This window comes from Nocardioides sp. F233 (genome assembly GCF_057813895.1).
The window spans coordinates 284728-307074 of record NZ_JBVASH010000007.1 but is presented as its reverse complement, the minus strand read 5'-3'; the positions used below and the strand labels follow the sequence as shown (position 1 = coordinate 307074).

General features: G+C 71.2%; 21 protein-coding genes. 12 read left to right on the top strand and 9 right to left on the bottom strand.

Annotation, left to right across the window (positions count from 1 at the left end; translation table 11 throughout):
• The first annotated feature begins 131 nt into the window (after positions 1 to 131).
• Positions 132 to 797, top strand: coding sequence for a biliverdin-producing heme oxygenase (locus tag ACZYRU_RS24095; RefSeq protein ID WP_488959642.1), 666 nt, complete (start codon positions 132 to 134; stop codon positions 795 to 797).
• A gap of 202 nt (positions 798 to 999) precedes the next feature.
• On the opposite strand, the gene ACZYRU_RS24090 is transcribed toward ACZYRU_RS24095, so the two are convergent.
• Genes ACZYRU_RS24090 through ACZYRU_RS24070 form a run of 5 tightly spaced genes read right to left on the bottom strand, consistent with a single transcriptional unit; the run spans position 1000 to position 7201 of the window.
• Positions 1000 to 2754: an N-acyl-D-amino-acid deacylase family protein gene (locus ACZYRU_RS24090; RefSeq protein ID WP_488959641.1), complete on the bottom strand. Its 1755-nt coding sequence runs from the start codon at positions 2752 to 2754 to the stop codon at positions 1000 to 1002.
• Positions 2751 to 4340, bottom strand: coding sequence for a fatty-acid--CoA ligase FadD1 (gene fadD1, locus ACZYRU_RS24085; RefSeq protein WP_488959640.1), 1590 nt, complete (start codon positions 4338 to 4340; stop codon positions 2751 to 2753). Before fadD1 ends, ACZYRU_RS24090 begins: the two co-directional genes overlap by 4 nt.
• Positions 4333 to 5250 carry an alpha/beta hydrolase gene (locus tag ACZYRU_RS24080; RefSeq protein ID WP_488959639.1) on the bottom strand — a complete coding sequence of 306 codons (918 nt, stop codon included), beginning with the start codon at positions 5248 to 5250 and terminating at the stop codon, positions 4333 to 4335. Before ACZYRU_RS24080 ends, fadD1 begins: the two co-directional genes overlap by 8 nt.
• The gene (locus tag ACZYRU_RS24075; protein WP_488959638.1) at positions 5247 to 5876 is read right to left on the bottom strand and encodes a TetR/AcrR family transcriptional regulator; all 630 of its coding nucleotides are present in this window, start codon (positions 5874 to 5876) and stop codon (positions 5247 to 5249) included. Before ACZYRU_RS24075 ends, ACZYRU_RS24080 begins: the two co-directional genes overlap by 4 nt.
• The gene (locus ACZYRU_RS24070) at positions 5873 to 7201 is read right to left on the bottom strand and encodes a flavin-containing monooxygenase (RefSeq protein ID WP_488959637.1); all 1329 of its coding nucleotides are present in this window, start codon (positions 7199 to 7201) and stop codon (positions 5873 to 5875) included. Before ACZYRU_RS24070 ends, ACZYRU_RS24075 begins: the two co-directional genes overlap by 4 nt.
• A 121-nt stretch (positions 7202 to 7322) precedes the next feature.
• On the opposite strand from ACZYRU_RS24070, the gene ACZYRU_RS24065 reads away from it, so the two are divergent.
• The 3 genes from ACZYRU_RS24065 to ACZYRU_RS24055 are packed head-to-tail and all read left to right on the top strand — an operon-like array spanning position 7323 to position 9467.
• Positions 7323 to 8051 carry an SDR family NAD(P)-dependent oxidoreductase gene (locus ACZYRU_RS24065; RefSeq protein WP_488959636.1) on the top strand — a complete coding sequence of 243 codons (729 nt, stop codon included), beginning with the start codon at positions 7323 to 7325 and terminating at the stop codon, positions 8049 to 8051.
• On the top strand, positions 8048 to 8857 hold the full coding sequence (locus tag ACZYRU_RS24060) for an SDR family NAD(P)-dependent oxidoreductase (protein ID WP_488959635.1): 810 nt from the start codon (positions 8048 to 8050) through the stop codon (positions 8855 to 8857). The genes ACZYRU_RS24065 and ACZYRU_RS24060 overlap by 4 nt, the downstream gene beginning before the upstream one ends.
• A gap of 40 nt (positions 8858 to 8897) precedes the next feature.
• On the top strand, positions 8898 to 9467 hold the full coding sequence (locus ACZYRU_RS24055) for a VanZ family protein (RefSeq protein WP_488959634.1): 570 nt from the start codon (positions 8898 to 8900) through the stop codon (positions 9465 to 9467).
• Here ACZYRU_RS24055 and ACZYRU_RS24050 read toward each other — a convergent pair.
• On the bottom strand, positions 9464 to 9991 hold the full coding sequence (locus tag ACZYRU_RS24050; protein WP_488959633.1) for an SRPBCC family protein: 528 nt from the start codon (positions 9989 to 9991) through the stop codon (positions 9464 to 9466). The genes ACZYRU_RS24055 and ACZYRU_RS24050 overlap by 4 nt on opposite strands.
• Positions 9992 to 10041: 50 nt before the next feature.
• Here ACZYRU_RS24050 and ACZYRU_RS24045 point away from each other — a divergent pair, with 50 nt between their 5' ends.
• Positions 10042 to 10431, top strand: a complete 390-nt coding sequence (locus tag ACZYRU_RS24045; protein ID WP_488959632.1) for a MerR family transcriptional regulator — start codon at positions 10042 to 10044, stop codon at positions 10429 to 10431.
• A gap of 34 nt (positions 10432 to 10465) precedes the next feature.
• A complete protein-coding gene (locus ACZYRU_RS24040) occupies positions 10466 to 11455 on the top strand; it encodes an aldo/keto reductase (protein ID WP_488959631.1) in 990 nt (329 codons plus the stop codon).
• Between the two features lie 4 nt (positions 11456 to 11459).
• Here ACZYRU_RS24040 and ACZYRU_RS24035 read toward each other — a convergent pair whose 3' ends face one another.
• Positions 11460 to 13724 (bottom strand): FdhF/YdeP family oxidoreductase, encoded by a 2265-nt coding sequence (locus ACZYRU_RS24035; protein ID WP_488959630.1) that lies wholly within the window; start codon positions 13722 to 13724, stop codon positions 11460 to 11462.
• Between the two features lie 112 nt (positions 13725 to 13836).
• Here ACZYRU_RS24035 and ACZYRU_RS24030 point away from each other — a divergent pair, with 112 nt between their 5' ends.
• Positions 13837 to 15501, top strand: a complete 1665-nt coding sequence (locus tag ACZYRU_RS24030) for a phospho-sugar mutase (protein WP_488959702.1) — start codon at positions 13837 to 13839, stop codon at positions 15499 to 15501.
• Between the two features lie 114 nt (positions 15502 to 15615).
• On the opposite strand, the gene ACZYRU_RS24025 is transcribed toward ACZYRU_RS24030, so the two are convergent.
• Together ACZYRU_RS24025 and ACZYRU_RS24020 are read right to left on the bottom strand one after the other, a co-directional pair.
• Entirely contained in the window at positions 15616 to 16146 is a 531-nt protein-coding gene (locus ACZYRU_RS24025; RefSeq protein ID WP_488959629.1) for an FKBP-type peptidyl-prolyl cis-trans isomerase, read from the bottom strand.
• Between the two features lie 30 nt (positions 16147 to 16176).
• Positions 16177 to 16749 (bottom strand): hypothetical protein, encoded by a 573-nt coding sequence (locus ACZYRU_RS24020; protein WP_488959628.1) that lies wholly within the window; start codon positions 16747 to 16749, stop codon positions 16177 to 16179.
• Between the two features lie 24 nt (positions 16750 to 16773).
• On the opposite strand from ACZYRU_RS24020, the gene deoC reads away from it, so the two are divergent.
• From deoC to ACZYRU_RS23995, 5 genes are all read left to right on the top strand, one after another.
• Positions 16774 to 17736: a deoxyribose-phosphate aldolase gene (deoC, locus tag ACZYRU_RS24015; RefSeq protein ID WP_488959627.1), complete on the top strand. Its 963-nt coding sequence runs from the start codon at positions 16774 to 16776 to the stop codon at positions 17734 to 17736.
• A gap of 11 nt (positions 17737 to 17747) precedes the next feature.
• Positions 17748 to 19184, top strand: coding sequence for an aldehyde dehydrogenase family protein (locus tag ACZYRU_RS24010; protein ID WP_488959626.1), 1437 nt, complete (start codon positions 17748 to 17750; stop codon positions 19182 to 19184).
• Positions 19184 to 20053 (top strand): aldehyde dehydrogenase family protein, encoded by an 870-nt coding sequence (locus tag ACZYRU_RS24005; protein WP_488959625.1) that lies wholly within the window; start codon positions 19184 to 19186, stop codon positions 20051 to 20053. The genes ACZYRU_RS24010 and ACZYRU_RS24005 overlap by 1 nt, the downstream gene beginning before the upstream one ends.
• Complete coding sequence (locus tag ACZYRU_RS24000) at positions 20032 to 20577, top strand: putative immunity protein (protein ID WP_488959624.1); 546 nt, start codon at positions 20032 to 20034, stop codon at positions 20575 to 20577. Before ACZYRU_RS24005 ends, ACZYRU_RS24000 begins: the two co-directional genes overlap by 22 nt.
• A gap of 406 nt (positions 20578 to 20983) precedes the next feature.
• Entirely contained in the window at positions 20984 to 22285 is a 1302-nt protein-coding gene (locus tag ACZYRU_RS23995; protein ID WP_488959623.1) for an HNH endonuclease signature motif containing protein, read from the top strand.
• The last annotated feature ends 62 nt before the right edge of the window (positions 22286 to 22347 follow it).

The window sequence follows — 22347 nt, the reverse complement described above, 5'->3', positions numbered from 1 at the left end:
CGCTCTCGGAATCAAGTGTTAGGTCAGCCTTATTTAGGCTAGGCTAATCTTGATTGAGACGTCTTGACAAGTTGTCAGAATCTTGTCGACAATCTGTCGAGAACTGCTTTCGATCCCCCAAGGAGCACCCCGTGACCCCGACCGAGACCGACTTCGTCCCGCTGTCGACGGCCATGCGCGAGGGCTCGCGCGCCGAGCACGAGGCCGCCGAGGGCTCCACGTTCATGGCCGAGCTGCTCGACGGCCGGCTCACCGCGGAGGCGTACGCCGACCTGCTGCTCCGCCTACGCCGCGTCTACGCCGCGCTCGAGGAGGTCGTCGACGAGCACCGCGACGACCCGATCGTCGCCGCGGTCCACGACCCCGCGCTCGAGCGGCTCGCCGCGATCGACGCCGACCTCGCCCACTGGGCGCCGGGCGTCGATCCCGAGAGGGTCGACTCCCCCGCCGCGACGGCGTACGTCGACCGGATCCGCGCCGGCGCCGCCTGGGGCGGCCTGCTCGTGGCGCACCACTACACGCGCTACCTCGGCGACCTCTCCGGCGGCCAGGTGATCGGTCGCGTGCTGCAGCGCACCTTCGACCTGCCCGAGGGCGCGGGCGTGGGCTTCTACGACTTCCCGGAGATCGCGAAGCCGAAGCCCTACAAGGACGGCTACCGCGCCCGCCTCGACGCGCTCGACCTCACCGCAGGCGAGGTCGAGCGCGTCGTCGACGAGGTGCGAGCCGTGTTCAGCCTGAACCAGGCGGTGTTCGAGGAGCTCGGCGGGCAGATCGAGCGCTACCGCGCGGCCTGACCGCCGAGCGCCGTCGTCGGCCCCCTCGCCGGGTCGCCGGGTCGCCGGGTCGCCGGGTCGCCGGGTCGCCGCCGCTGTAACACGCCGTCCACCTGTCTACCCGGCGCTTGTCAGCAGATCTGGGGCTCAGAACGGCCGATTTCTGCGGAGAACCGACAGGTAGTCAGGTGGACGGCGTGTTACAGCACGGCGGGCGACAGGCTCAGGAGGCCCGGAGGAACCGCCCCGTCCGTCGTACGCCGACCACCTCGGTCGGGACGCCGTCCTCGACGACGACCTCGCCACCGACCAGCACCGCAGCCACGGTCGCGTCGTTGCGGTTGACCATCCGCGACAGGTTGCCGAAGGCCGGGACCGGCGCCTCGGCGTACGCGTCCAGCGAGTCGTCGAGCCGTGACGGGTCGACGATCACGAGGTCGGCACGGTCGCCCTCACGCAGGTGGCCGGCGTCGATGCCGTACCAGTCGCCGAGCTCGCCGGTGATCCGGTGCACGGCGTGCTCGACGCTCATGAACGGACGGCCAGTCTGCTCCGCGTCGTGGACCCGACGCAGCAGCCGGAGCCCGAAGTTGTAGAAGGCCATGTTGCGCAGGTGGGCGCCGGCGTCGGAGAAGCCGAGCTGCACGCCCGGGTCGGACGTCAGCTTGTCGAGCACCTTCGGCCGGTGGTTGGAGATCGTCGTGCGCCAGCGCACCTTCTCGCCGTGCTCGACGACGAGGTCGAGGAAGGCGTCGACGGGGTGCACGCCGCCGCGGTCGACACCGACCTGGCCGAAGGTCTTGCCGATGACCGACGCGTCGGGGCACTCGGTGATCTCGGCGTCGAAGAAGTCGCGGTGCCACACGCGCGGGCCGTACTTCTTGTCGTAGTCCTTGCGGAACCAGCGGCGGTACTCCTCGTCGGCGAGCAGCGAGCGCTGCTCCTCGATCTGGTTCGACAGGTGCAGCGCTGCCGCGCCCGAGCCGAACTCCTCGAAGACCGGCAGCGCGATGCCGTCGGAGTAGACCTCGAAGGGCACCGGCAGGTGCTGGAAGCGCAGGTCGCCACCGAACCGGTTCACGGTGCGGGCGATCAGCGGGAACATGTGGGCGACCATCGGGATCGCCTTGATGTCCGCGGCCGAGAGCAGGCTGACCTTGAGCGCCGGCTTGCGACCCCAGCCGCAGCTGCTGAACGCCATCCGGGCCAGGCTCTGCGGCTTCGCGACGTCCGGGCCGCCCTGCAGGGCGCGGCCGCGTGCGCGGAGCAGCTTGTTGAGGCGCTTGCGCTCACGGCGCTTGGCGTACGTCGACGGCAGGGTGCGCGAACGGCAGGTCTCACCGTCCAGCTTGTCGAACATCAGCTCCTGCGAGGACATGCCGACGAAGCCCTCGTCGAGCGCCTCGACCAGGTCGGCCTCCATCCGGGCCAGCTCCGCCGCGCTGGGCGTGACCGACGGGTCGGTGGAGCGGGCCAGGCCCATCCGGGCGGAGCGGATGTCGGAGTGGCCGATGAAGGCAGCGATGTTGGGGCCGAGGGGCAGCTCCTCGAGCGCGGCGACGTACTCCCCCGCGCTGGTCCAGCTCTTCAGCTCCTCGAGCGCGCCGACGACGTACGGGCGCGGGATCGCCTCGACCCGGCCGAACAGGTCGCCGGCGTCCTCGGGCGCGGCGTGCACGGTCGACAGGGAGCACGAGCCGAGGAAGGTCGTGGTGATGCCGTGCCGCAGGGACTCGGCGAGCCCCGGCTGCACGAGCACCTCGACGTCGTAGTGGGTGTGGATGTCGACCATGCCCGGCAGCACCCACTGCCCGGTCGCGTCGATCACCCGCGGGCAGCCGGTGGCGTCGAGCTCGTCCGCGGAGACCGCGACCACGTGGCCCTCGCGGATCCCGAGGTTGCGGACGGCGGAGGGCGCGCCCGTGCCGTCGAACCAGCGACCGTTCCGGACGATGACGTCGTACGAGGTGGTGCTCATGAGTTGCTCCTGACCGCTTCCGCGTAGTCGTGGTCCCGCTCGCCCCGCGACCAGAGCAGGTCGTCGGTGGCCAGTCCCTGGGCACGCAGCTCGCGCTTGAGGACCTTGTTGGTCGCGGTGCTCGGCAGCGCCTCCGCGATCCGCACGTGGCGCGGCCAGCCCTTCGCCGACAGGTCGGTCTGGACCTCGAGGAAGGCCGCGAACTCGTCGGGGGCCAGGGAGGCGCCGTCGCGCAGCACCAGCGCACACATCAGCTGGTCGCCGACCCGCTCGTCCGCCACGGCGTACACCGCCGCCTGGGAGATCGCGTCGTGGCGCAGCAGCAGCTGCTCGACCGGCGCCGCGGCGAGGTTCTCGCCGTCGACGCGCAGCCAGTCGTCGGTGCGACCGGCGAGGAAGACGAAGCCGTCGGCGTCACGGTAGGCGAGGTCGCCGGACCAGTACATGCCGCCGTCGAGCCGCTCGGACGTGGCCTTCTCGTCGTTGTAGTAGCCACCGAAGAAGCCCGCACCCTGGGTGTTGACCAGCTCGCCGACCGCCTCGTCGAGGTTCGTGACGCGGCCCTCGGCGTCGTAGGTCGCACGCGGGCACTCGGTGCGGGTCACCCGGTCGTAGACGGCCACCCCGTCGAAGGGGACGCCGATCGAGCCGGGCGGCGTCTCCTCGTTGCGGGTGATGATGATGGCGTTCTCGGTCGAGCCGAAGCCGTCCCACACCGAGCAGCCGAAGCGCTGCGCGAACTCGCGGATGTCGCGCTCGGACGCCTCGTTGCCGAACGCGAACCGCAGCGGGTTGTCCGCGTCGTCGGGGCGCTCGGGGGTGGCCAGGACGTAGGCGAGCGGCTTGCCGACGTAGTTGAGGTACGTCGCGCCGTGGCGCCGGATGTCGTCGACGAAGCCGCGTGCGGAGAACTCGGCGACGGCCAGGGCGGCGCCGGAGGCCGCGCTGACGGCGTACCCGGCCGCGATCGCGTTGCTGTGGAACATCGGCATCGAGCAGTAGACGACGTCGTCGGCGTCGAGGCCGTACTTGTCGACCAGCACGGAGCCCGCCATCACGATCATGAAGTGTGCGACCTGCACGGCCTTCGGCTCACCGCTCGTGCCCGAGGTGAAGATGAGCATGAAGGTGTCCATGGCCGCGGGCGTCGGGAAGCCGTCGGTGGTCGTCGGTGCGTTCGCGACCAGGGCGGGCCACGCTGCGGCGTCGGTGTCGATCACCGTCGCGCCGCCGAGGTCGAGGCCGTCGAGCAGCGGCCGGTGCGTGCTGTCGGTGAGGAGCACCTGGCAGTCGGCGCGGCGTACGTCGGACGCGAGCGCCTCGCCGCGGCGGGTCGCGTTGATGCCGGCGGTGACGTGCCCGCCGATCGCGCCGGCCGAGATCGCGAGCGCCATCTCGGGGCCGTTGGGCAGCAGGACCCCGACGTGGAGCGGCTTGTCGGCCACGGCCATCGAGCGCAGCACGTGGGCGCGAGCCGCGGCGCCGGCCACGACCTCGCGCCAGGACCAGGTGCGGTCGTCGTACCGCAGGCCGATGGTGTCGCTCTCGGCGTGGGCGAGGAGAAGGGCCTGGACGGTGTCAGCCACGGGCCGGCTCCAGGTCGGGCGTCGGCATGGTGACGTGGCGCAGCAGGAAGTGCAGCGCGTGCTCGACGGCGGGCTCGTGGAACGGCTTGCCGGCGAACAGGTCGAAGTGGTCGCCCGGGTAGTGGCGGACCTCGGCACGGCCCGCGAAGGCGGCCTTCATCGCGGCGTGCAGCGGGGCGCTGCGGTCGAAGTCGGCGACCTGCACCAGCCAGGGGATGTCGGCGATCGCGGCGGCGGCCTTCGCCGGCGCGCGGGTGCCGAGCTCCATGACGACGTCGGCGGCGATCTCGTTGCGCCAGGTCGGGCCGGCGATCGCCAGGTAGTCCTCGTAGGCGCCCGACAAGGTCAGCGCGCCGGTCTCGCCGGGGTGCGCGACGACGGGGATCATCGCGGGGCCGAGGCCCGACTTGCGTCGTACGGCGCTCGCGATGCCGCGCCCCGTGGAGGCGAGCAGCTGGCCGGGGCGGTGGTGCTGGGTGGCCAGGCGGGCGGCGGCGAGGCCGTCGACCATCGGCACCACCGAGACGACCGCGGTGATGTCGGTGCGCTCGGCGGCGACCGAGACGACGTGCCCGCCGCCGAGCGAGACGCCCCAGAGCACGACCCGGGTCGGGTCGACGCCGGGCAGCCGCTTGGCGGCGTCGACGGCGGCACCGAGGTCGGCGACCTGGCCGGCGAGGGAGACGACCTGGCGCGGCTCGCCGTCGCTCGCGCCGAAGCCGCGGTAGTCGAAGGTGACCGCGTGCAGGCCGGCCGCGGCGAAGGCCTCGGCGAACGGGAACATGCCGGCGTCCTGCGTGCCGGCCAGGCCGTGTGCGAGGACGACGACCGGAGCGCCCTCCTCACCGGCGAAGTGGGTGGCGGCGCAACGGACGTTGCCGGAGGTGAAGTCGAAGGTGGTGCGGGTCATGCGGGGCTCCCGTAGATGCTCTGGATCCAGATGTGGGTGATCGCGTCGATGTGGGCCTCGCGCTCGGGGCCGACGCCCATCGCGTGCCGCTCGACGGCGTGGTCGTTGAGGTCGAGCAGGACCGCGGCGAGGACGTGGGCCTCGGCGCCGGTCTGCGCGTGGCCGACGGCCCGCTCGCGCTCGATCATCTCCGCGGTCATCTCCGCGAACTCGGCGCGCCCGGCCTCCCACAGCTCGCGCACGGCGGGGCTCGTGGCGCGCGCCTCGAGGAGCGCGCGATAGGTGTGCGGCGTCTTGTCGACGGAGTCGAAGAGGGTCGCGATGACCTTGCGGATCCGGGCCCGGGGCTCGCCCTCGGCCTTCACCAGCAGGTCGGTGGCGTCCGACGCGTCGTCGTACAGCTCGGCCATCAGGGCCAGGACGGCGGTCGCCTTGCTCTCGAAGTAGAAGTAGAACGCCGAGCGCGTGACGCCCGCGCGGCGGGAGATCTCGGCGACGTTGACCTCCTCGAGCGTCTGCTCGCGGAGCAGCTCGTCGAGCGCCTCGAGGAGCGCCGTACGACGCTGGTCACCGCGGTTGACGCTGCGGCGGTCGACCATCCGCGCCCAGAGGCGCTCGTCGCTCATCGGGCCACCGCCGAGGCCGCCCGTGCCTGGCCCGCGGGGATCTCCCGGGTGCGCAGGTCGTGCTCGTAGACGAAGTAGTCGAGCTGCTGGGTGTGCCGGGCGCTCTGGACCATGTGACCGGTGTACTTCTGCGTGTCCTCGTCGATCACCCGCTCCATGTCGGCGATCGACGGCGTCGCGTAGCGACCGACCAGCCAGGCCGCCACCATCCGGGTCTGGCACTCGACGAACGGGAACAGCGTCGGCGTCGACTGGGCGAAGCCGATGAAGGCGAGGTCGTCGAAGCCCGGCTTGAAGACCCGCTTGTAGAGCCGGATGTCGTTGTCGGGGGCGCTGATGAGCTCGGGGTCGAAGAACGGGAACGTGATGTTGTAGCCGGTCGCGTAGATGATCACGTCGAAGTCCGCGCTCGTGCCGTCCTCGAAGTGGACGGTCTCACCGTCGAGCCGGGCGACGTTGCCCTTGGGAGTGACGTCGCCGGACTTCAGCCGCAGCGGCAGCTCGCCGGACTGGGTGGGGTGGGCCTCGAAGAACTTGTGGTTCGGCGTGGGCAGGCCGTAGAGCGTGGGGTCGGATGCGGTGAATCGCTGGCCCCACTGCGCCACCTTGCGCTGCCAGCTCAACGGCAGGTGGGGATTGGTGCGGTAGTTCATGTCGGCGGCCTTGCCGTAGAGCAGCTTCGGCACGATCCACGCGCTGCTCCGCGTCGACAGGGTGACCTGGTTGCGCATCGCCTTCTGCGACAGCTCCACGGTGATGTCCGCCGCGCTGTTGCCGATCCCGACCACGAGGATCCGCTTGTCCATCAGGTGCAACGGCGTCCACGGGTCGATGTAGGCGTGCGAGTGGATCGTCTCGCCGGTGAACTCGCCGGGGAACTCGGCGAAGCGGGGGTCCCAGTGGTGGCCGTTCGCCACCAGCAGCACGTCGAAGGGGCGGGTCCGGCCCGCCTGGTCGGTGATGTCCCAGCCGCCTTCGGTCCGGCGCTGGGCGCTGACCACGCCGTTCTCGAACTCGATGCGCCGGCGGATGTCGAAGGCGTCGACGTACGCGTCGAGGTAGTCCTTGATCTGGGTGTGGTGCGGGAAGTCCGGGTAGTCCTCGGGCATCGGGAAGTCCTTGAAGGACAGCTGGTGCTTCGAGGTGTCGATGTGCAGCGAGCGGTAGGCGCTGCTGTTCCCGTTGGGGTTGCCGAACGCCCAGTTGCCCCCGACCCGGTCCGACGACTCGAAGGTCACGAACTCCACGCCGTAGTCGGCGAGCATCTTGCTCATCGTGAGGCCGCTGATGCCCGCGCCGATCACGGCGACGGTGGGACCACTCATCGGTACTTCCTTCCTGTCGGGTCCCGACCGGGACCCTTGACAAAACCTGGTGATGGGCGTCACGTTAAGCCTGTCATTTGACACGTGTCAACAGATTCAGACGAATGTCAGGAGAACGCTCATGCAGGTAACGGTCGTCATCGGCGGCGCGTCCGGGATCGGGGCGGCCACCGCCCAGGTGCTGCGCGACGCGGGCCACGAGGTCGTCGTCGCGGACCTCCCCGGTACGGCGGCCGACGCCTTCGTCGACGTCACCGACGAGGCCTCCGTCGAGGCCCTCCTCGACCTGGTCGTCGCCGAGCGCGGCGGCCTGCACGGCGTGGTCAACTGCGCCGGTGTGAGCACGCTGTCGCGGGTCGTCGACCACGACGCGGCCGAGTGGCGCCGGGTCGTCGACGTCTGCCTCAACGGCGCGTTCCTGGTGCTCAAGCACGCCGGACGCCGGATCGCGGACGGCGGCTCGATCGTGTCGCTGTCGTCGCTCAACGCACGCCAGCCCGGGACCGGCCTGGCGGCGTACTGCGCAGCGAAGGCGGGCCTCGTCGCCCTCACCGAGGTGGCCGCCCTCGAGCTCGGCACGCGCGGCGTCCGCGTCAACGCGGTCGCACCCGGCCTGGTCGTGACGCCGTTGACCGCACCCGCGATGGACATCCCCGGCGTGCGCGACGGCTACCTCGACAACACCGCCCTCGGTCGCTCCGGCGAGCCGGTCGAGATCGCCGCCGCCATCCGGTTCCTGCTCTCCGAGGAGTCGTCGTGGATCACCGGCGAGACCCTCGACATCAACGGCGGCGCGCACCTCAAGCGCTACCCCGACCTGGTCGGTCTCGTCGAGAAGGCGTTCGCATGAGCGCCCGCACCGCCATCGTCACGGGCGGTGGCTCCGGCATCGGCGCCTCGCTCGTGCGCGCGCTGGTGGCCGACGGGGCGTACGTCGTGTGCGCGGACCTGGATCTCGACGCGGCCTCGGCCGTGGCCGGGTCCGCCGTCGGCCCGGGCCGCGCGGTGGCGCGGCAGGTCGACGTCACCTCCGCCGACGCGGTCGAGGAGGCGGTGGCCGCCGTCGTCATCGAGCACGGGCGGCTCGACCTGATGTTCAACAACGCCGGCATCACCTTCCTCGGCAACACCGAGGACCTCACCCTCGCGCAGTGGAACGCGATCATCGACGTCAACATCCGCGGCGTCGTGCACGGCGTGCACGCGGCGTACCCGCAGATGATCGCCCAGCGCAGCGGCCACATCGTGAACACCGCCTCGATGGGCGGGCTGATGGCCGCGGGCCTGATGACGTCGTACGTCACGACGAAGCACGCGGTCGTCGGGATGTCCCTCGCGCTGCGCACCGAGGCGGCCGGGCACGGCGTCGGCGTGACCGTGGTCTGCCCCGCCGCCGTCGACACCCCGATCCTCGACAAGGGCGAGATCGGCCGGTTCAAGGGGCGCGACTACTACCTCGAGGGGCAGGGCGTGAAGCAGCCCGTCGACCCGGACGTGCTGGCCCGCCGGGTGCTCGCCGCGGTCGCCGAGGACGAGGCGATCGTGATCGAGCCGCGCCAGGCCCGGATCGCGTGGCGGATCGGCCGGCTCTCGCCGCTGTTCGTGAACCGGATGGCGACGAAGTTCATCGCGAAGCAGCGCGCACAGGCCTCGTGACCTTCGGGTTCTCGGGGGCGGGCGGCTAACGTCTGGGCCCATGGTCACGTTCGGGGGGACCGGTGTCATGCTGCTCGGCATCGGCGTCGCAGGAGTGCTCTGCGCCCTCCTCGGCCTCGCCCTCGCCCGCCCCCTCGGCTGGGTCTCCGGTCCGGCGATCGCGGGTCTCCTGTGGTCGGTCGTGGTGATCGCGCTGGTCACCCTGGTGCCCACCGCCCCCGACACCGGCTTCGTCCCGGTCGAGAGCCGGATGACGTCCTGCTCCTGGGACATCGGCGGCCCCGCCCCCGACGGCTTCTGGATCCTCCAGTCCGGGCAGCGCACCCTCAACACCGTGCTCTTCGTGCCCGCCGGCGCACTCCTCGTGCTCGCGGTCGCGCGTTGGCGGATCGGCTGGCTCCTCGCCCCCGCCGGCCTCCTCGGCCTCGCCGCCTACTCCGCACTGATCGAGATCACCCAGCTCGAGCTCGCCCGGATCGACCGCGCCTGCGACGTCACCGACGTCGTCGACAACACGACCGGCGCGGTGTTCGGGGCGGTGCTGGGGCTGGTCGCGGTCGTCGTCCTCCGCCCCTGGCGGCACCGGCAGGCGAAGCTGCGGCAGCGCTAGGCGGGCGGGTCGGGTGGCGGGGTTCCCCCGTCGTACCCGGCATTCGGGTCGTGATCGGGCGGCTCGGACGACCCGAATGCCGGGTACGACCGCGAGGACCCGACCCGCGCAGCCAGCCCGTCCCGGCAGCCCGCCATCATCCGCCGGTGGTTCCACTCCAGCACCCTCCGCCCGCCGTACGACGCCAGTGCGAGCACCCCGCCGACGCTGACCTCCTGCGCGAAGTCCAGCCGGGTGCCGGCGCCGTCGGCGCTCAGCGTGAACCGGGCGTACCCGTCCAGGTCGCCGCTGATCGCGACCTCCACCACCGGGGGCGTGCGGGAGGTGGCGTCGAGGACCAGGTCGAGGGTGTAGGGCAGCGCCGAGCGGCAGCGCACCCACGCCGTGTCGGGGCCGAGCTTGGCCACCGCGCGCACCTGTGGCCACCACTGCGGGTAGTGCTCGAGGTCGACCAGGGTCGCGGCCACGTCGTCCACCGGTGCGTCGACGACCCAGGAGTCGGAGAAGGCGAAGGAGCGGAGCACGGACCCATCATGGCGGGCGAGGGCACCCACGACTGAGCAACACTGGACCCATGCCGAGCACCGGACCCACCATCGCCGAGGCGGCCGAGCTCCTGGGCCTGACCGCGGACACCCTGCGCTACTACGAGAAGGACGGGCTGCTGCTGCGGCCGGTGCCCCGCGACGCCAGTGGCCACCGGCGCTACGACGAGGAAGACCTGCGCTGGATCGAGCTGGTGACCCGGTTGCGGTCGACGGGCATGCCGATCCGCGACGTACGGCGGTACGCCGACCTGGTGCGCTCGGGCGACGGCAACGAGCCGGAGCGGCTCGCGCTGCTGCAGGCCCACCGCGACGAGGTGCGCCGCCAGCTCGCCGAGGTGACCGCGCACCTGGGAGCGATCGAGTTCAAGATCGCGGTCTACGAGGAGCGTCTCGTGCAGCTCGAGCGCAGTGCTTGACCTGGAGCGCACTCCAAGGGGTTCGATGGTCGGCATGACGAACTCGACCCGCACCCTCGGTACGACGTCCCCGCTCACCGTCTCGTCCCTCGGCCTCGGCTGCATGGGCATGTCGGAGTTCTACGGAGCTCCCGACGAGTCCGCCGGCATCGCGACCATCCACCGCGCCCTCGACCTGGGGATCACCTTCCTCGACACCGCCGACATGTACGGCCCCTTCACCAACGAGCAGCTCGTCGGCAAGGCGATCGCCGGACGCCGGGACGAGGTCCAGCTCGCGACGAAGTTCGGCAACGATCGGCTCCCGGACGGGACCCGGCTCGGGGTCAACGGCAGCCCCGACTACGTACGACGTGCCTGCGACGCCAGCCTGCAGCGCCTGGGCGTCGACCACCTCGACCTCTACTACCAGCACCGCGTCGACAAGACCGTCCCGATCGAGGACACCGTCGGGGCGATGAAGGAGCTCGTCGAGGCAGGCAAGGTGCGCCACCTCGGACTCTCGGAGGCGGCACCGGAGACGATCCGGCGGGCGCACGCGGTGCACCCGATCACCGCGCTGCAGACGGAGTACTCGCTGTTCACCCGCGACCTCGAGGACGCCATCCTGCCGACCCTGCGCGAGCTCGGCATCGGCCTGGTTCCGTACTCGCCGCTGGGCCGCGGCCTGCTGACCGGCGCCATCACCGACACCCCCGCCGAGGGCGACAGCCGCGCCACGGCGTACTTCCCGCGCTTCCAGGGCGACAACCTCGCCACCAACCTCGCCCTTGTCGACAAGGTCCGCGAGCTCGCGACCCAGCACGGCTGCACGCCCGGCCAGCTCGCGCTCGCGTGGGTGCTCGCCCAGGGCGAGGACGTGGTGCCGATCCCCGGCACCAAGCGGGTCGCCTACCTCGAGGAGAACGCGGGCGCGCGCGACGTCGCCCTCACCGCCGACGACCTCGCGGCCCTCGACGCGGCGGTGCCGCGCGACGCCGTCGCCGGGGACCGGTACGGCGACATGAGCACCATCGACGCCTGAGGACTCACCGAGCAGGGGCGATCCGCACACGCAGGTTCTTCATCAACGGCTGGTCGCTCTGCTCGCTGTAGTCGCTGGCCCCGATGAGCACGTTCATCTCCGGCATGTAGCCGGCCGCGCTCCCCCGCGGCAGGTCGTACCTGAGCGCCGTGTAGCCCCGCAGCTCGCGGGTGGTGCCGTCCTTGCAGGTGGCGACGATGTCGACCAGCCCGCCCTGCGCGATCCCTCGTGCCTTCATGTCGTCGCGGTGCAGGAAGACCAGCGTGCGCAGGTTCTTCACGCCCCGGTAGCGGTCGTCGTCGGAGTAGATCGTGGTGTTCCACTGGTCGTGCGAGCGCATCGTCTGCAGCACCAGCACGTCGGCGTCGGCCGGGATCACGTCGGGCAGCGGCGCGGAGGAGAACTCCGCCCGCCCCGACGGGGTCGCGAACACCAGCTCGCGCGCGGGCTGCTTGAGCCGGAAGCCGAGCGGCAGCCGGACCCGCCGGTTGAAGTCCTCGAACCCGATCAGCGCCTTGGCCATCGTGTCGCGGATCCGGTCGTAGTCGTCGACGTACCAGCTCCACGGGGTCGCACTGTCCGGCAGCGTCGCGCGCGCCATCCCGGCGATGATCGCCGGCTCCGAGAGGAGGTACGGCGACGGCGGCTTCCGCTTGCCGCGGGACAGGTGGACCATGCTCATCGAGTCCTCGACCGAGGTCGCCATCAGTCCGTTCTTCTGCTGGTCCTTCTCGGTGCGGCCCAGGCACGGCAGGATCAGCGCCTTGCGGCCGTGGACCAGGTGGCTGCGGTTGAGCTTGGTGCTGACCTGGACGGTGAGCTCGCAGCGACGCAGCCCGTCGGCGGTGTACGGCGTGTCCGGGGCCGCCATCACGAAGTTGCCCCCCATCCCGACGAACACCTTCACGGTGCCGTCGTGCATGCCGGCGATGGTCGAGACCGTGTCACGCCCGTGCTCGCGCGGCGCGGTGATCCCGCACGCCGCGTCGAGGCGGTCGAGGAAGTCGGCGGACGGGCGGTGGTCGATGCCGCAGGTGCGGTTGCCCTGGACGTTGCTGTGCCCGCGCACCGGTGACGGGCCGGCGCCCTCGCGGCCGAGGTTGCCGCGCAGCAGCAGCACGTTGACGATCTCGCGGATCGCGTCGGGGCCGTGCTCGTGCTGGGTGACGCCGAGGCACCAGCTGATCAGGGTGCGGTCGGAGGCGGAGTAGATCCGCGCGGCCTTGCGGATCTCCTTCTCCGACAGCCCGGACTGCTCCACGAGCTCGGACCAGGGCGTGGCCTCGACGAGCGCCCGATAGTCCTCGAAGCCGTGGGTGTAGCGGTCGATGAACTCGACGTCGAGCGCCTTCGGGTCGGTGCGGAACTCCTCGAGCAGCGCCTTCGCCATCCCCCGCATCAGCGCCATGTCGCCGCCGGGGCGCACCTGCAGGTTGAGCGTGCCGGTGCGGGTGGCCTTCATCAGCGCCATGTCGACCATCTCGTGCGGGATGATCGCCTTGCGCGAGGCCGCCTCGATCAGCGGGTTGACGTGCACGATCTGCGCACCCCGGTCGAACGCCTCGGTCAGGGCGGTCAGCATCCGCGGCGCGTTCGACGCCGCGTTGACGCCCATGATGAACAGCGCGTCGGCCGCCTCCCAGTCCTTCAGGTCGGCCGTTCCCTTGCCGGTGCCGAGCGAGGCGGTCAGCGCGCGCCCGGACGCCTCGTGGCACATGTTCGAGCAGTCGGGCAGGTTGTTGGTGCCGTACTCCCGCGCCATGAGCTGGTAGAGGAAGGTGGCCTCGTTGCCGAGCCGGCCGGAGGTGTAGAAGGAGGCCTGGTTCGGGTCGTCGAGCGCCCGCAGCTCGGCCCCGACGAGCGCGAAGGCGTCGGACCAGCTGATCGGGACGTACGTGTCGGACGCGGCGTCGTACACCATCGGCTCGGTCAGCCGGCCCTGGTCCTCGAGCTCGAACTCCGACCAGCCCTCCAGCTCGGTCACCGTGTGCGCGGCGAAGAAGTCGCGGTCGACCCGCTTCGACGTCATCTCCCACACGACGTGCTTGATGCCGTTCTCGCAGATGTCGAGCTTGAGGCCCTTGAGGTCGTCGGGCCAGGCGCAGCCCGGGCAGTCGAAGCCGTCGTTCTCGTGGTTCATCCGGAACATCGCGGCGCTGCCGCGGCCGAACGCATGCTCCTTCGCGAGCACCTTGTTGACCGAGATCGCGGCCCCCCAGCCGGCTGCCGGATGGTGGTAGTCCTTCTGCGACCAGCTCTGATCCGCCATGGAGCGAACCTAACCCCGCGACGCGCCCCGGCGACAGCACGTCGCGGACAAAACCGGCGCACCGCCTTGTCCACCACGCACTGGCCCGCACGGCTACGGTGGGCCGGTGACCATGCCTGACACCGACGTCCTGCTCGCCCGGGCCCAGACCTGGCTCGCCGAGGACCCCGACGTCCAGACCCGCGACGAGCTGGTCCGGGTGATCGCGGCCGTCGAGGCCGGTGACGCCAACGCCCGGGCCGATCTCGCCGACCGCTTCCGCGGCACCCTCGAGTTCGGTACGGCGGGCCTGCGCGGCGCCCTCGGCGCCGGCCCCAACCGGATGAACCGGGTGGTCGTCATGCGCGCGGCAGCCGGGCTGGCGGCGTACCTCCTCGACACCGGCACCGCACCGGGCACGCCCGTCGTCATCGGGTACGACGCCCGCCACAACTCCGACGTCTTCGCCCGCGACACGGCCGAGGTGATGGCCGGCGCCGGCCTCAAGCCGCTGCTGCTCCCCCGGCCGCTGCCGACGCCGCTGCTGGCGTTCGCGATCCGCGAGCTCGGCTGCGCGGCCGGCGTGATGGTGACCGCGAGCCACAACCCGCCGCAGGACAACGGCTACAAGGTCTACCTCGGCGACGGCAGCCAGATCGTGCCGCCCGCCGACAGCGAGATCGCGGCGCGGATCGCGGCGGTCGGCAGCCTCGACTCGGTCACCCGCGTGCCGCTGGAGACGACCGGCGGCCGGGTCCTCGACGACGGGATCGTCGACTCCTACCTCGACACCGTCGCCGCGATCGCCGGCGACGGGCCCCGCGACCTGACGATCGTCTACACGCCGCTGCACGGCGTCGGCGGCGGCGCGCTGCCGAGCGTGCTGGAGACCGCCGGCTTCGCGGCTCCCCAGGTCGTCGCCGAGCAGGAGGCGCCCGACCCGGACTTCCCGACCGTCGCCTTCCCCAACCCCGAGGAGCCGGGCGCCATCGACCGGGCCGTCGCGCTGGCCGAGAAGACCGGCGCCGACCTGGTCATCGCCAACGACCCCGACGCCGACCGGTGCGCCGCCGCCGTACCGGGACCGGACGGCTGGCGGATGCTGCGCGGCGACGAGGTCGGCGCGCTGCTGGCCGACCACCTGCTGCGTGCGGGCCGCAGCGGCGTCTACGCCACCTCGATCGTGTCGTCGTCGCTGCTCGGGACGATGGCAGCGGCCCACGGGCAGCGGTACGCCGAGACGCTCACCGGCTTCAAGTGGATCGGCCGGCTGCCCGAGCTCGTTTTCGGCTACGAGGAGGCGCTCGGCTACTGCGTCGACCCGGCGCACGTGTCCGACAAGGACGGCGTCTCCGCCGCCCTGCTGCTGTGCGAGATCGCCGCCGAGGCCAAGCCCGCCGGTCGCAGCCTGCTCGACCTGCTCGACGACATCGCCGTGACCCATGGCCTGCACGCGACCGACCAGCTCTCGGTGCGGGTCACCGACCTGGGCGAGATCGCGACCGCCATGGAGCGGCTGCGCACGACGCCGCCGACCACGCTCGGCGGCTCGGCCGTGACGACTGCCGACGACCTCACCGCCGGATCGGCGCAGCTGCCGCCGACCGACGGGCTGCGCTACCGCACCGAGGACGGCAGCCGGGTCGTCGTACGTCCGAGCGGCACCGAGCCCAAGCTCAAGTGCTACCTCGAGGTCGTGGTGCCCGTCGTCGACGGCGACGTCACCTCGGCCCGGGCCGAGGCGGCGACGCGGCTCACCGCGTTGCGGGCCGACATCGCCGCCGCAGCGGGGATCTGACCGAGTTCGTCGAGTAGGCCGAGCCCCCGGGCGAGGCCGTATCGAGACGCAGCCGAGGCGTCTCGATACGTCGCTCGCTGGCGCTCGCTCCTACTCGACGACCTCAGGCGATGGTCAGCTGATCGAGACCGCGTCGACGACGAAGACGAGGGTCTCGTTCGGCGCGACGCCGTTGCCGCCCTGGCCGTAGCCCAGGTCCGGCGGGACGACGAGCAGCCGGCGGGTGCCCTTCTGGACGCCGATCAGGCCCTGGTTCCAGCCGTCGATGACCGGCGCGTTGCCGAGGTTCTCCAGCGGGAAGGTCTGGCCGCGCTCGAAGGAGCTGTCGAGCACCTGCTTGTCCGACCAGGTCACCAGGTGGTAGTTCGTCTCGACGGTGTCGCCGGTCTTCGCGGCCGGGCCGGTGCCGGTGACGAGGTCCTTCGAGAGCAGCGTGCTCGGGGGCAAGCAGTCGTCGGGGATGGTGATGGTCGGCGTCGTGCCGAAGTCGCCCTCGACCGTGATGTCGTCGACCGTGCACTCCTTCGTGGGAGCGGACGACGACGTGTCCGCGGCCTTGCCCTCCCCGTCGTCGCCACACGCACTGGTGGCGAGCACGGACAGCGACAGGAAGGCGGCGGCGGCGAGCCGGGCACGGGTCTGCATGGGGTGCAGCCTACGAACGGGGCGAAACGGTCAGCCGGCGAGGGCCAGGACGAGGGTCACCAGGGCGAGCACGCCGAGCACCGCGATCTCGGGCCACGCCCAGGCATGGCGCACCTCCGCGACCCCCTGGGACGTCGTACGACGCTCGCGGGCCGCCGCGATCCGGCGCTCGATCTTGTCCTGGATCAGCCAGGCGGCGGACCGCTTCTCGAGCGGGGTCTCGTGGGAGGCGCGCCGGTCCTGGCGGATGGTCCCGCGGGTGCGGCCGAACCCGCTGCCGACGTACCGCTGCTCGCCGACGTTCACCACGGTCACCTGGGTGATGTCGACGCGGGTGATGGCGGCGAAGGGCACCCACCGCGTGTGCAGGACGTTGCGCAGCTCGAGCTCGTCGCGGTGCAGCCGCACGGCGGGTCGGATCATCACCAGCCAGGTCAGCACGCCGAGCAGGAGGCAGAACGGGTAGGCCCAGGGCGCGAAGCCGGCCTCGTCGTCGACCAGTCCGTAGATCATCACGGCCGCCAGCAGCACCAGCCCGGTCACGCCCATGACCAGTCCACCGGAGCTGTACCGCTCGACCTTGTCGACACCTTCGTTCTGCACGGTTCCCAACCCTATGCTGAGGGAATGGCGACCACCGCCCTCGCGGCGTACTCCGAAGTGACGGCGAGCGATGCCTCGCTGCGCCGGTTCCTGCACGGCCTGCCGGGTGTCGACCAGGTCGGTGCCGAGGCGCGGGCCGCCGGGCTCGGGACCCGCTCGATCAAGACGACGTCGAAGGCGTGGGCCCTCGACCTGGCGATCCGGATGGTCGACCTGACCACGCTGGAGGGCCAGGACACCCCCGGCAAGGTGCGGGCGCTCGCCAACAAGGCGCTGCGGCCGGACCCGGCCGACCCGACCTGCCCGTCGGTGGCCGCGGTGTGCGTCTACGGCGACTTGGTCGGGGAGGTGAAGGCGATCGTCGGTTCCGAGGTCAACGTCGCGGCCGTGGCCACGGCGTTCCCCAGCGGACGGGCGTCGATGGACGTCAAGCTCGCCGACACCCGCGACGCGGTCGCCAACGGCGCCGACGAGATCGACATGGTCATCGACCGGGGCGCGTTCCTGGCCGGTCGCTACCTGCAGGTGTTCGAGGAGATCGTCGCGACCCGCGAGGCGTGCGTGCGCCCCGACGGCTCGCACGCCCACCTCAAGGTGATCTTCGAGACCGGCGAGCTGCAGACCTACGACAACGTACGACGCGCGTCGTGGCTCGCGATGCTCGCCGGCACCGACTTCATCAAGACCTCCACCGGCAAGGTGCAGCCGGCCGCGACCCTGCCGGTCACCCTGGTGATGCTCGAGGCGGTCCGCGACTTCCGCGAGGCGACCGGCGTCCAGATCGGCGTGAAGCCGGCCGGCGGCATCCGCACCGCCAAGGACGCGATCAAGTACCTCGTCATGGTCAACGAGATCGCCGGCGACGACTGGCTGGACCCCGACTGGTTCCGCTTCGGCGCCTCGACGCTGCTCAACGACCTGCTGATGCAGCGCACGAAGATGACCACCGGCCGCTACAGCGGTCCCGACTACTTCACCCTGGACTGAGGACTCTGACAATGGCGTTCGAGTACGCACCGGCTCCGGAGTCGCGGAGCATCGTCGACATCAAGCCCTCCTACGGCCTGTTCATCGACGGCGAGTTCGTCGACGGCCGCGGGTCGTCGTTCAAGACGATCAACCCGGCCACCGAGGAGACCCTCGCCGAGATCGCGGAGGCGTCCGACGCCGACGTCGACCTCGCGGTCCGCGCGGCGCGCAAGGCATTCCGCGGCTGGTCGCGGATGTCGGGCAAGGAGCGGGCCAAGTACCTGTTCCGGATCGCCCGGATCATCCAGGAGCGCGCCCGCGAGCTGGCCGTCCTCGAGTCGATCGACAACGGCAAGCCGATCAAGGAGAGCCGCGACGTCGACGTACCCGTCGTCGCCGCGCACTTCTTCTACTACGCCGGCTGGGCCGACAAGCTGGACTACGCCGGCCTCGGACCCGACCCCCAGCCGCTCGGCGTCGCCGGCCAGGTCATCCCGTGGAACTTCCCGCTGCTCATGCTGGCGTGGAAGGTCGCGCCGGCGCTGGCGTGCGGCAACACGGTCGTGCTCAAGCCGGCCGAGACCACGCCGCTGACGGCGCTGCTGTTCGCGGAGATCTGCCAGCAGGCCGACCTGCCGCCGGGTGTCGTCAACATCGTCACCGGCGCCGGCTCGACCGGACAGGCGGTGGTCTCCCACCCGGACGTCGACAAGGTCGCCTTCACCGGCTCGACCGCGGTCGGCAAGGCGATCGCCCGTGCCATCGCCGGCACCGACAAGAAGGCCACCCTGGAGCTCGGCGGCAAGGCCGCCAACGTCGTCTTCGACGACGCCCCCATCGACCAGGCGATCGAGGGCATCGTCGGCGGCATCTTCTTCAACCAGGGCCACGTCTGCTGCGCGGGCTCGCGGCTGCTGGTGCAGGAGTCGGTGGCCGACGAGGTGCTCGGCAAGCTGAAGCGCCGGATGGGCACGCTGCGCGTCGGCGACCCGCTCGACAAGAACACCGACATCGGCGCGATCAACTCCCGTGAACAGCTCGAACGGATCCGCGAGCTCTCCGACATCGGCGAGGCCGAGGGTGCCGAGCGCTGGGCGCCGGTGTGCGACCTGCCGTCCTCGGGCTTCTGGTTCCCGCCGACGATCTTCACCGGCGTCACCCAGGCCCACCGGATCGCCCGCGAGGAGGTCTTCGGACCGGTCCTGTCGGTGCTGACCTTCCGCACGCCCGCCGAGGCGGTCGAGAAGGCCAACAACACGCCGTACGGCCTCTCCGCCGGCGTGTGGACCGAGAAGGGCTCGCTGATCCTGCACATGGCCTCGCAACTGCGGGCCGGCGTCGTGTGGGCCAACACGTTCAACAAGTTCGACCCCGCCAGCCCGTTCGGCGGCTACAAGGAGTCCGGCTACGGCCGCGAGGGCGGGCGCCAGGGCCTCGCCGCCTACCTGAAGGGAGCGGACGCCTGATGGCTCGCATCGACGTGCGCAAGACCTACAAGCTCTACATCGGCGGCGCGTTCCCGCGCTCGGAGTCGGGCCACTCGTACGAGGTCACCGACAGCAAGGGGAAGTTCGTGGCCAACGCCTCCCTCGCATCGCGCAAGGACGTCCGCGACGCGGTCGTCGCGGCCCGCAAGGCCTTCGGCTCCTGGTCGTCGCGGACGGCCTACAACCGCGGCCAGATCCTGTACCGGATCGCCGAGGTCATGGAGGACCGTCGCCCGCAGTTCGAGGACGCCGTGCGCCAGTCCGAAGGCGTCTCGGCCGCGGTCGCGCGGGCCCAGGTCGACGCCGCCGTCGACCGCCTGGTCTGGTACGCCGGCTGGGCCGACAAGCTCGCCCAGGTGATCGGCAACGCCAACCCGGTCGCCGGCCCGTTCTTCAACCACACCGCCCCCGAGCCGACCGGCGTCGTCGGCGTGCTCGCCCCGCAGGAGTCCTCGTTGCTGGGACTGGTCTCGGTCGTCGCGCCGGTGATCGTGACCGGCAACGTCGCGGTGGTCGTGTCGTCGTACGAGCGACCGCTGCCCGCCGTCACCTTCTCCGAGGTGCTCGCGACCTCCGACGTCCCCGGTGGCGTGGTCAACATCCTCACCGGTGACGCAGCCGCGCTCGGCCCCTGGCTGGCGGCGCACATGGACGTCAACGCGATCGACCTGTGCGGCGTCGCGGGCGATGCCGAGCTGGCGACCTCGCTGGAGGTCGCGGCGGCCGACAACCTCAAGCGGGTACGCCGGGCGCCGGGCGCCGAGCCGGACTGGTCCGCCGAGCCGGGCCTGTCCCCCATGACCGCGTTCGTCGAGCAGAAGACGGTGTGGCACCCGATCGGGATCTGACGTTCGAGCTGACGCCGGACGAGCTGCGCGAGGTCGCGCGGTTCGCCTTGGCATCAGCCGAGTCGCTGCTGCCCGTCTTCGAGGACGCCTGCCCGGAGGACCCACGCCCGCGTGCCGCGCTCGACGCTGCCCGGGTGTTCGTCGACGGCGCGCCGCGCAGCCGGCTGCAGCGGACCACCTCCATGGACGCCCATCGGGCCGCGGCAGCGGCCCCGACGGAGATGTCCCACCTCGCGGCCCAGGCAGCCGGTGATGCCGCATCGGCGGCCTACCTCCACCCGATCGCCAAGGCCCATCAAGTGGGCCACATCCTCCGCGCCTCGGCCAACGTCGCCCGGATCGCCGAACTCACCGCCGGCGATGACCCGTCCGTCGGATTGGCCGAGGTGGCTGCCGTGTCGGCGCGTGCGACGCCCGTCCTGGTCGACGTGCTGCGTCGCTATCCCGTCGCACCTCTCGGACGGAGCCGCACGGGCGAGCTGATGGTCGTACTGGACACAGCCCTAAGAGAGCGCGCTCGCTGATTCCCGACGAGGGCTGCCCGGAGGTCGAGGAGGTCGCGCAGCTGTCTCGGAGGTCGAGGAGGTCGCGCAGCGACCGTCACGAGACCGCCCAGGATGCTGCCGGAACTGTGCGCACGCTTCGGTCGCGTAGTTTCGTCGGAGGTCGAGGAGGTCGCGCAGCGACCGTCACGAGACCGCCCGGGATGCTGCCGGAACTGTCCGCACGCTTCGGTCGCGTAGCCGGTTGCGTTCGGAAAGGCGCTGACGAGGAAGGTGGCCGGGTCCGGTGGTCGGGTTGCGGTCCGCGACGACACATGAGCTGCACCTGGTGACGTCGATTCTCCACACCCCACCTATCGAGTTTCCCCTGTCCACAGGCGGGTTTCCGGCATTCGTTTGTGTCGGAGGCAGGTGGGAGAATCCAGTCATGGATCTCGGAACCCAGCCCCGCACGACAGCAGCTCTGCTGTCGCGGGTCGGCAGCCGGATCCGTTCCCGCAACGCCCTCCTGATCGAGGAGTGGGAGGACATCACCGCCTGGGCCGGCGACCACATCGTGTCCTCGCCTGTCGGAGCAGCGACGATCACCGAGGGCTACCTCGACACCGGTGTCCCGATCGCCGGCGACGGCGCACCCCTGGTCTCGGAGTTCGCGTTGATGGAGCTCGTCGCGGTCCTCGGCCGCACACCCGACGGCGGCAAGGCCTACGTAGGGCGGGTCATCGAGTGCGCCTGGCGACTCCCCAACGTCTACGACGCCGTCACCACAGGCAAGCTCGCCCCGTGGCGGGCTGAACGGATCGCCGACCTCACCCACGGGCTGTGCGCCGATGCGGCGGCGTTCGTGGACCGGCAACTGTTCAACGCCTCCGGTGTCGGGTGGGCCCAATTGGAGCGCCTCGTGGCCGAAGCAGTGGTGCGGTTCGACCCCGAACGAGCCGAAGCCGAACGCCAGCAGGCCGCCGACCACCGGCACTTCGACATCAGCGACGTCGACGACCACGGTCTGGTCCACCTCGACGGACTGATGGATGCCGCCGACGGACACGACCTCGACCAGGCAGTGTCCCGGCGGGCCGAGGTCCTCGGCCGGCTGGGTGACGAGAGCTCGTTGGACGTGCGGCGTTCAAAGGCTGCTGCGGAGCTCGCCCGTCAGGACCTCGCGCTCGACCTGTTGATCCCCGACCCCGACACCGGTGAGGTCGTCGCGACCGTCCCGGGCCGCAAGGTGGTCCTGAACGTCCATGTCACCGACACCACTCTCACCGGCGACAACCCGGTCGGTCGGTGGGACGAAGGACGCTGCCCCGTCAGCACCGCTCAGATCAGGGAATGGCTCCGAGCCCGGCACACCACGGTCATCGTGCGGCCGGTCATCGACCTGGCCGGCCACGTCCCGGTCGGTTCCTACGAGATCCCCGAGCGGCACAGGACCCGGGTCCAGTTGCGGGACCACACCTGTCGGTTCCCGCACTGTTCTCGACCCGCGCAACGTTGCGACATCGACCACGCGAAGCCGCACGGCGAGGGCGGACCGACCTGCCCGTGCAACCTGGTCCCGCTCTGCCGGCGCCACCACCGCGCCAAGACCCACTCACGATGGCGCTACGAAACCCCGATGCCGGCCACCTACGTGTGGACCAGCCCCAACGGCCACCGGTTCAGGGTCGACCACCGCGGCACCCACCCCGTCCACGACACCAGCGACACCAGCCCACCCGACGAGTAGCCACCAAGCCCCGAACCCCGCAGAACCATGCTTCTGCGGGGGCATCAGCACGTCCCGGCCGG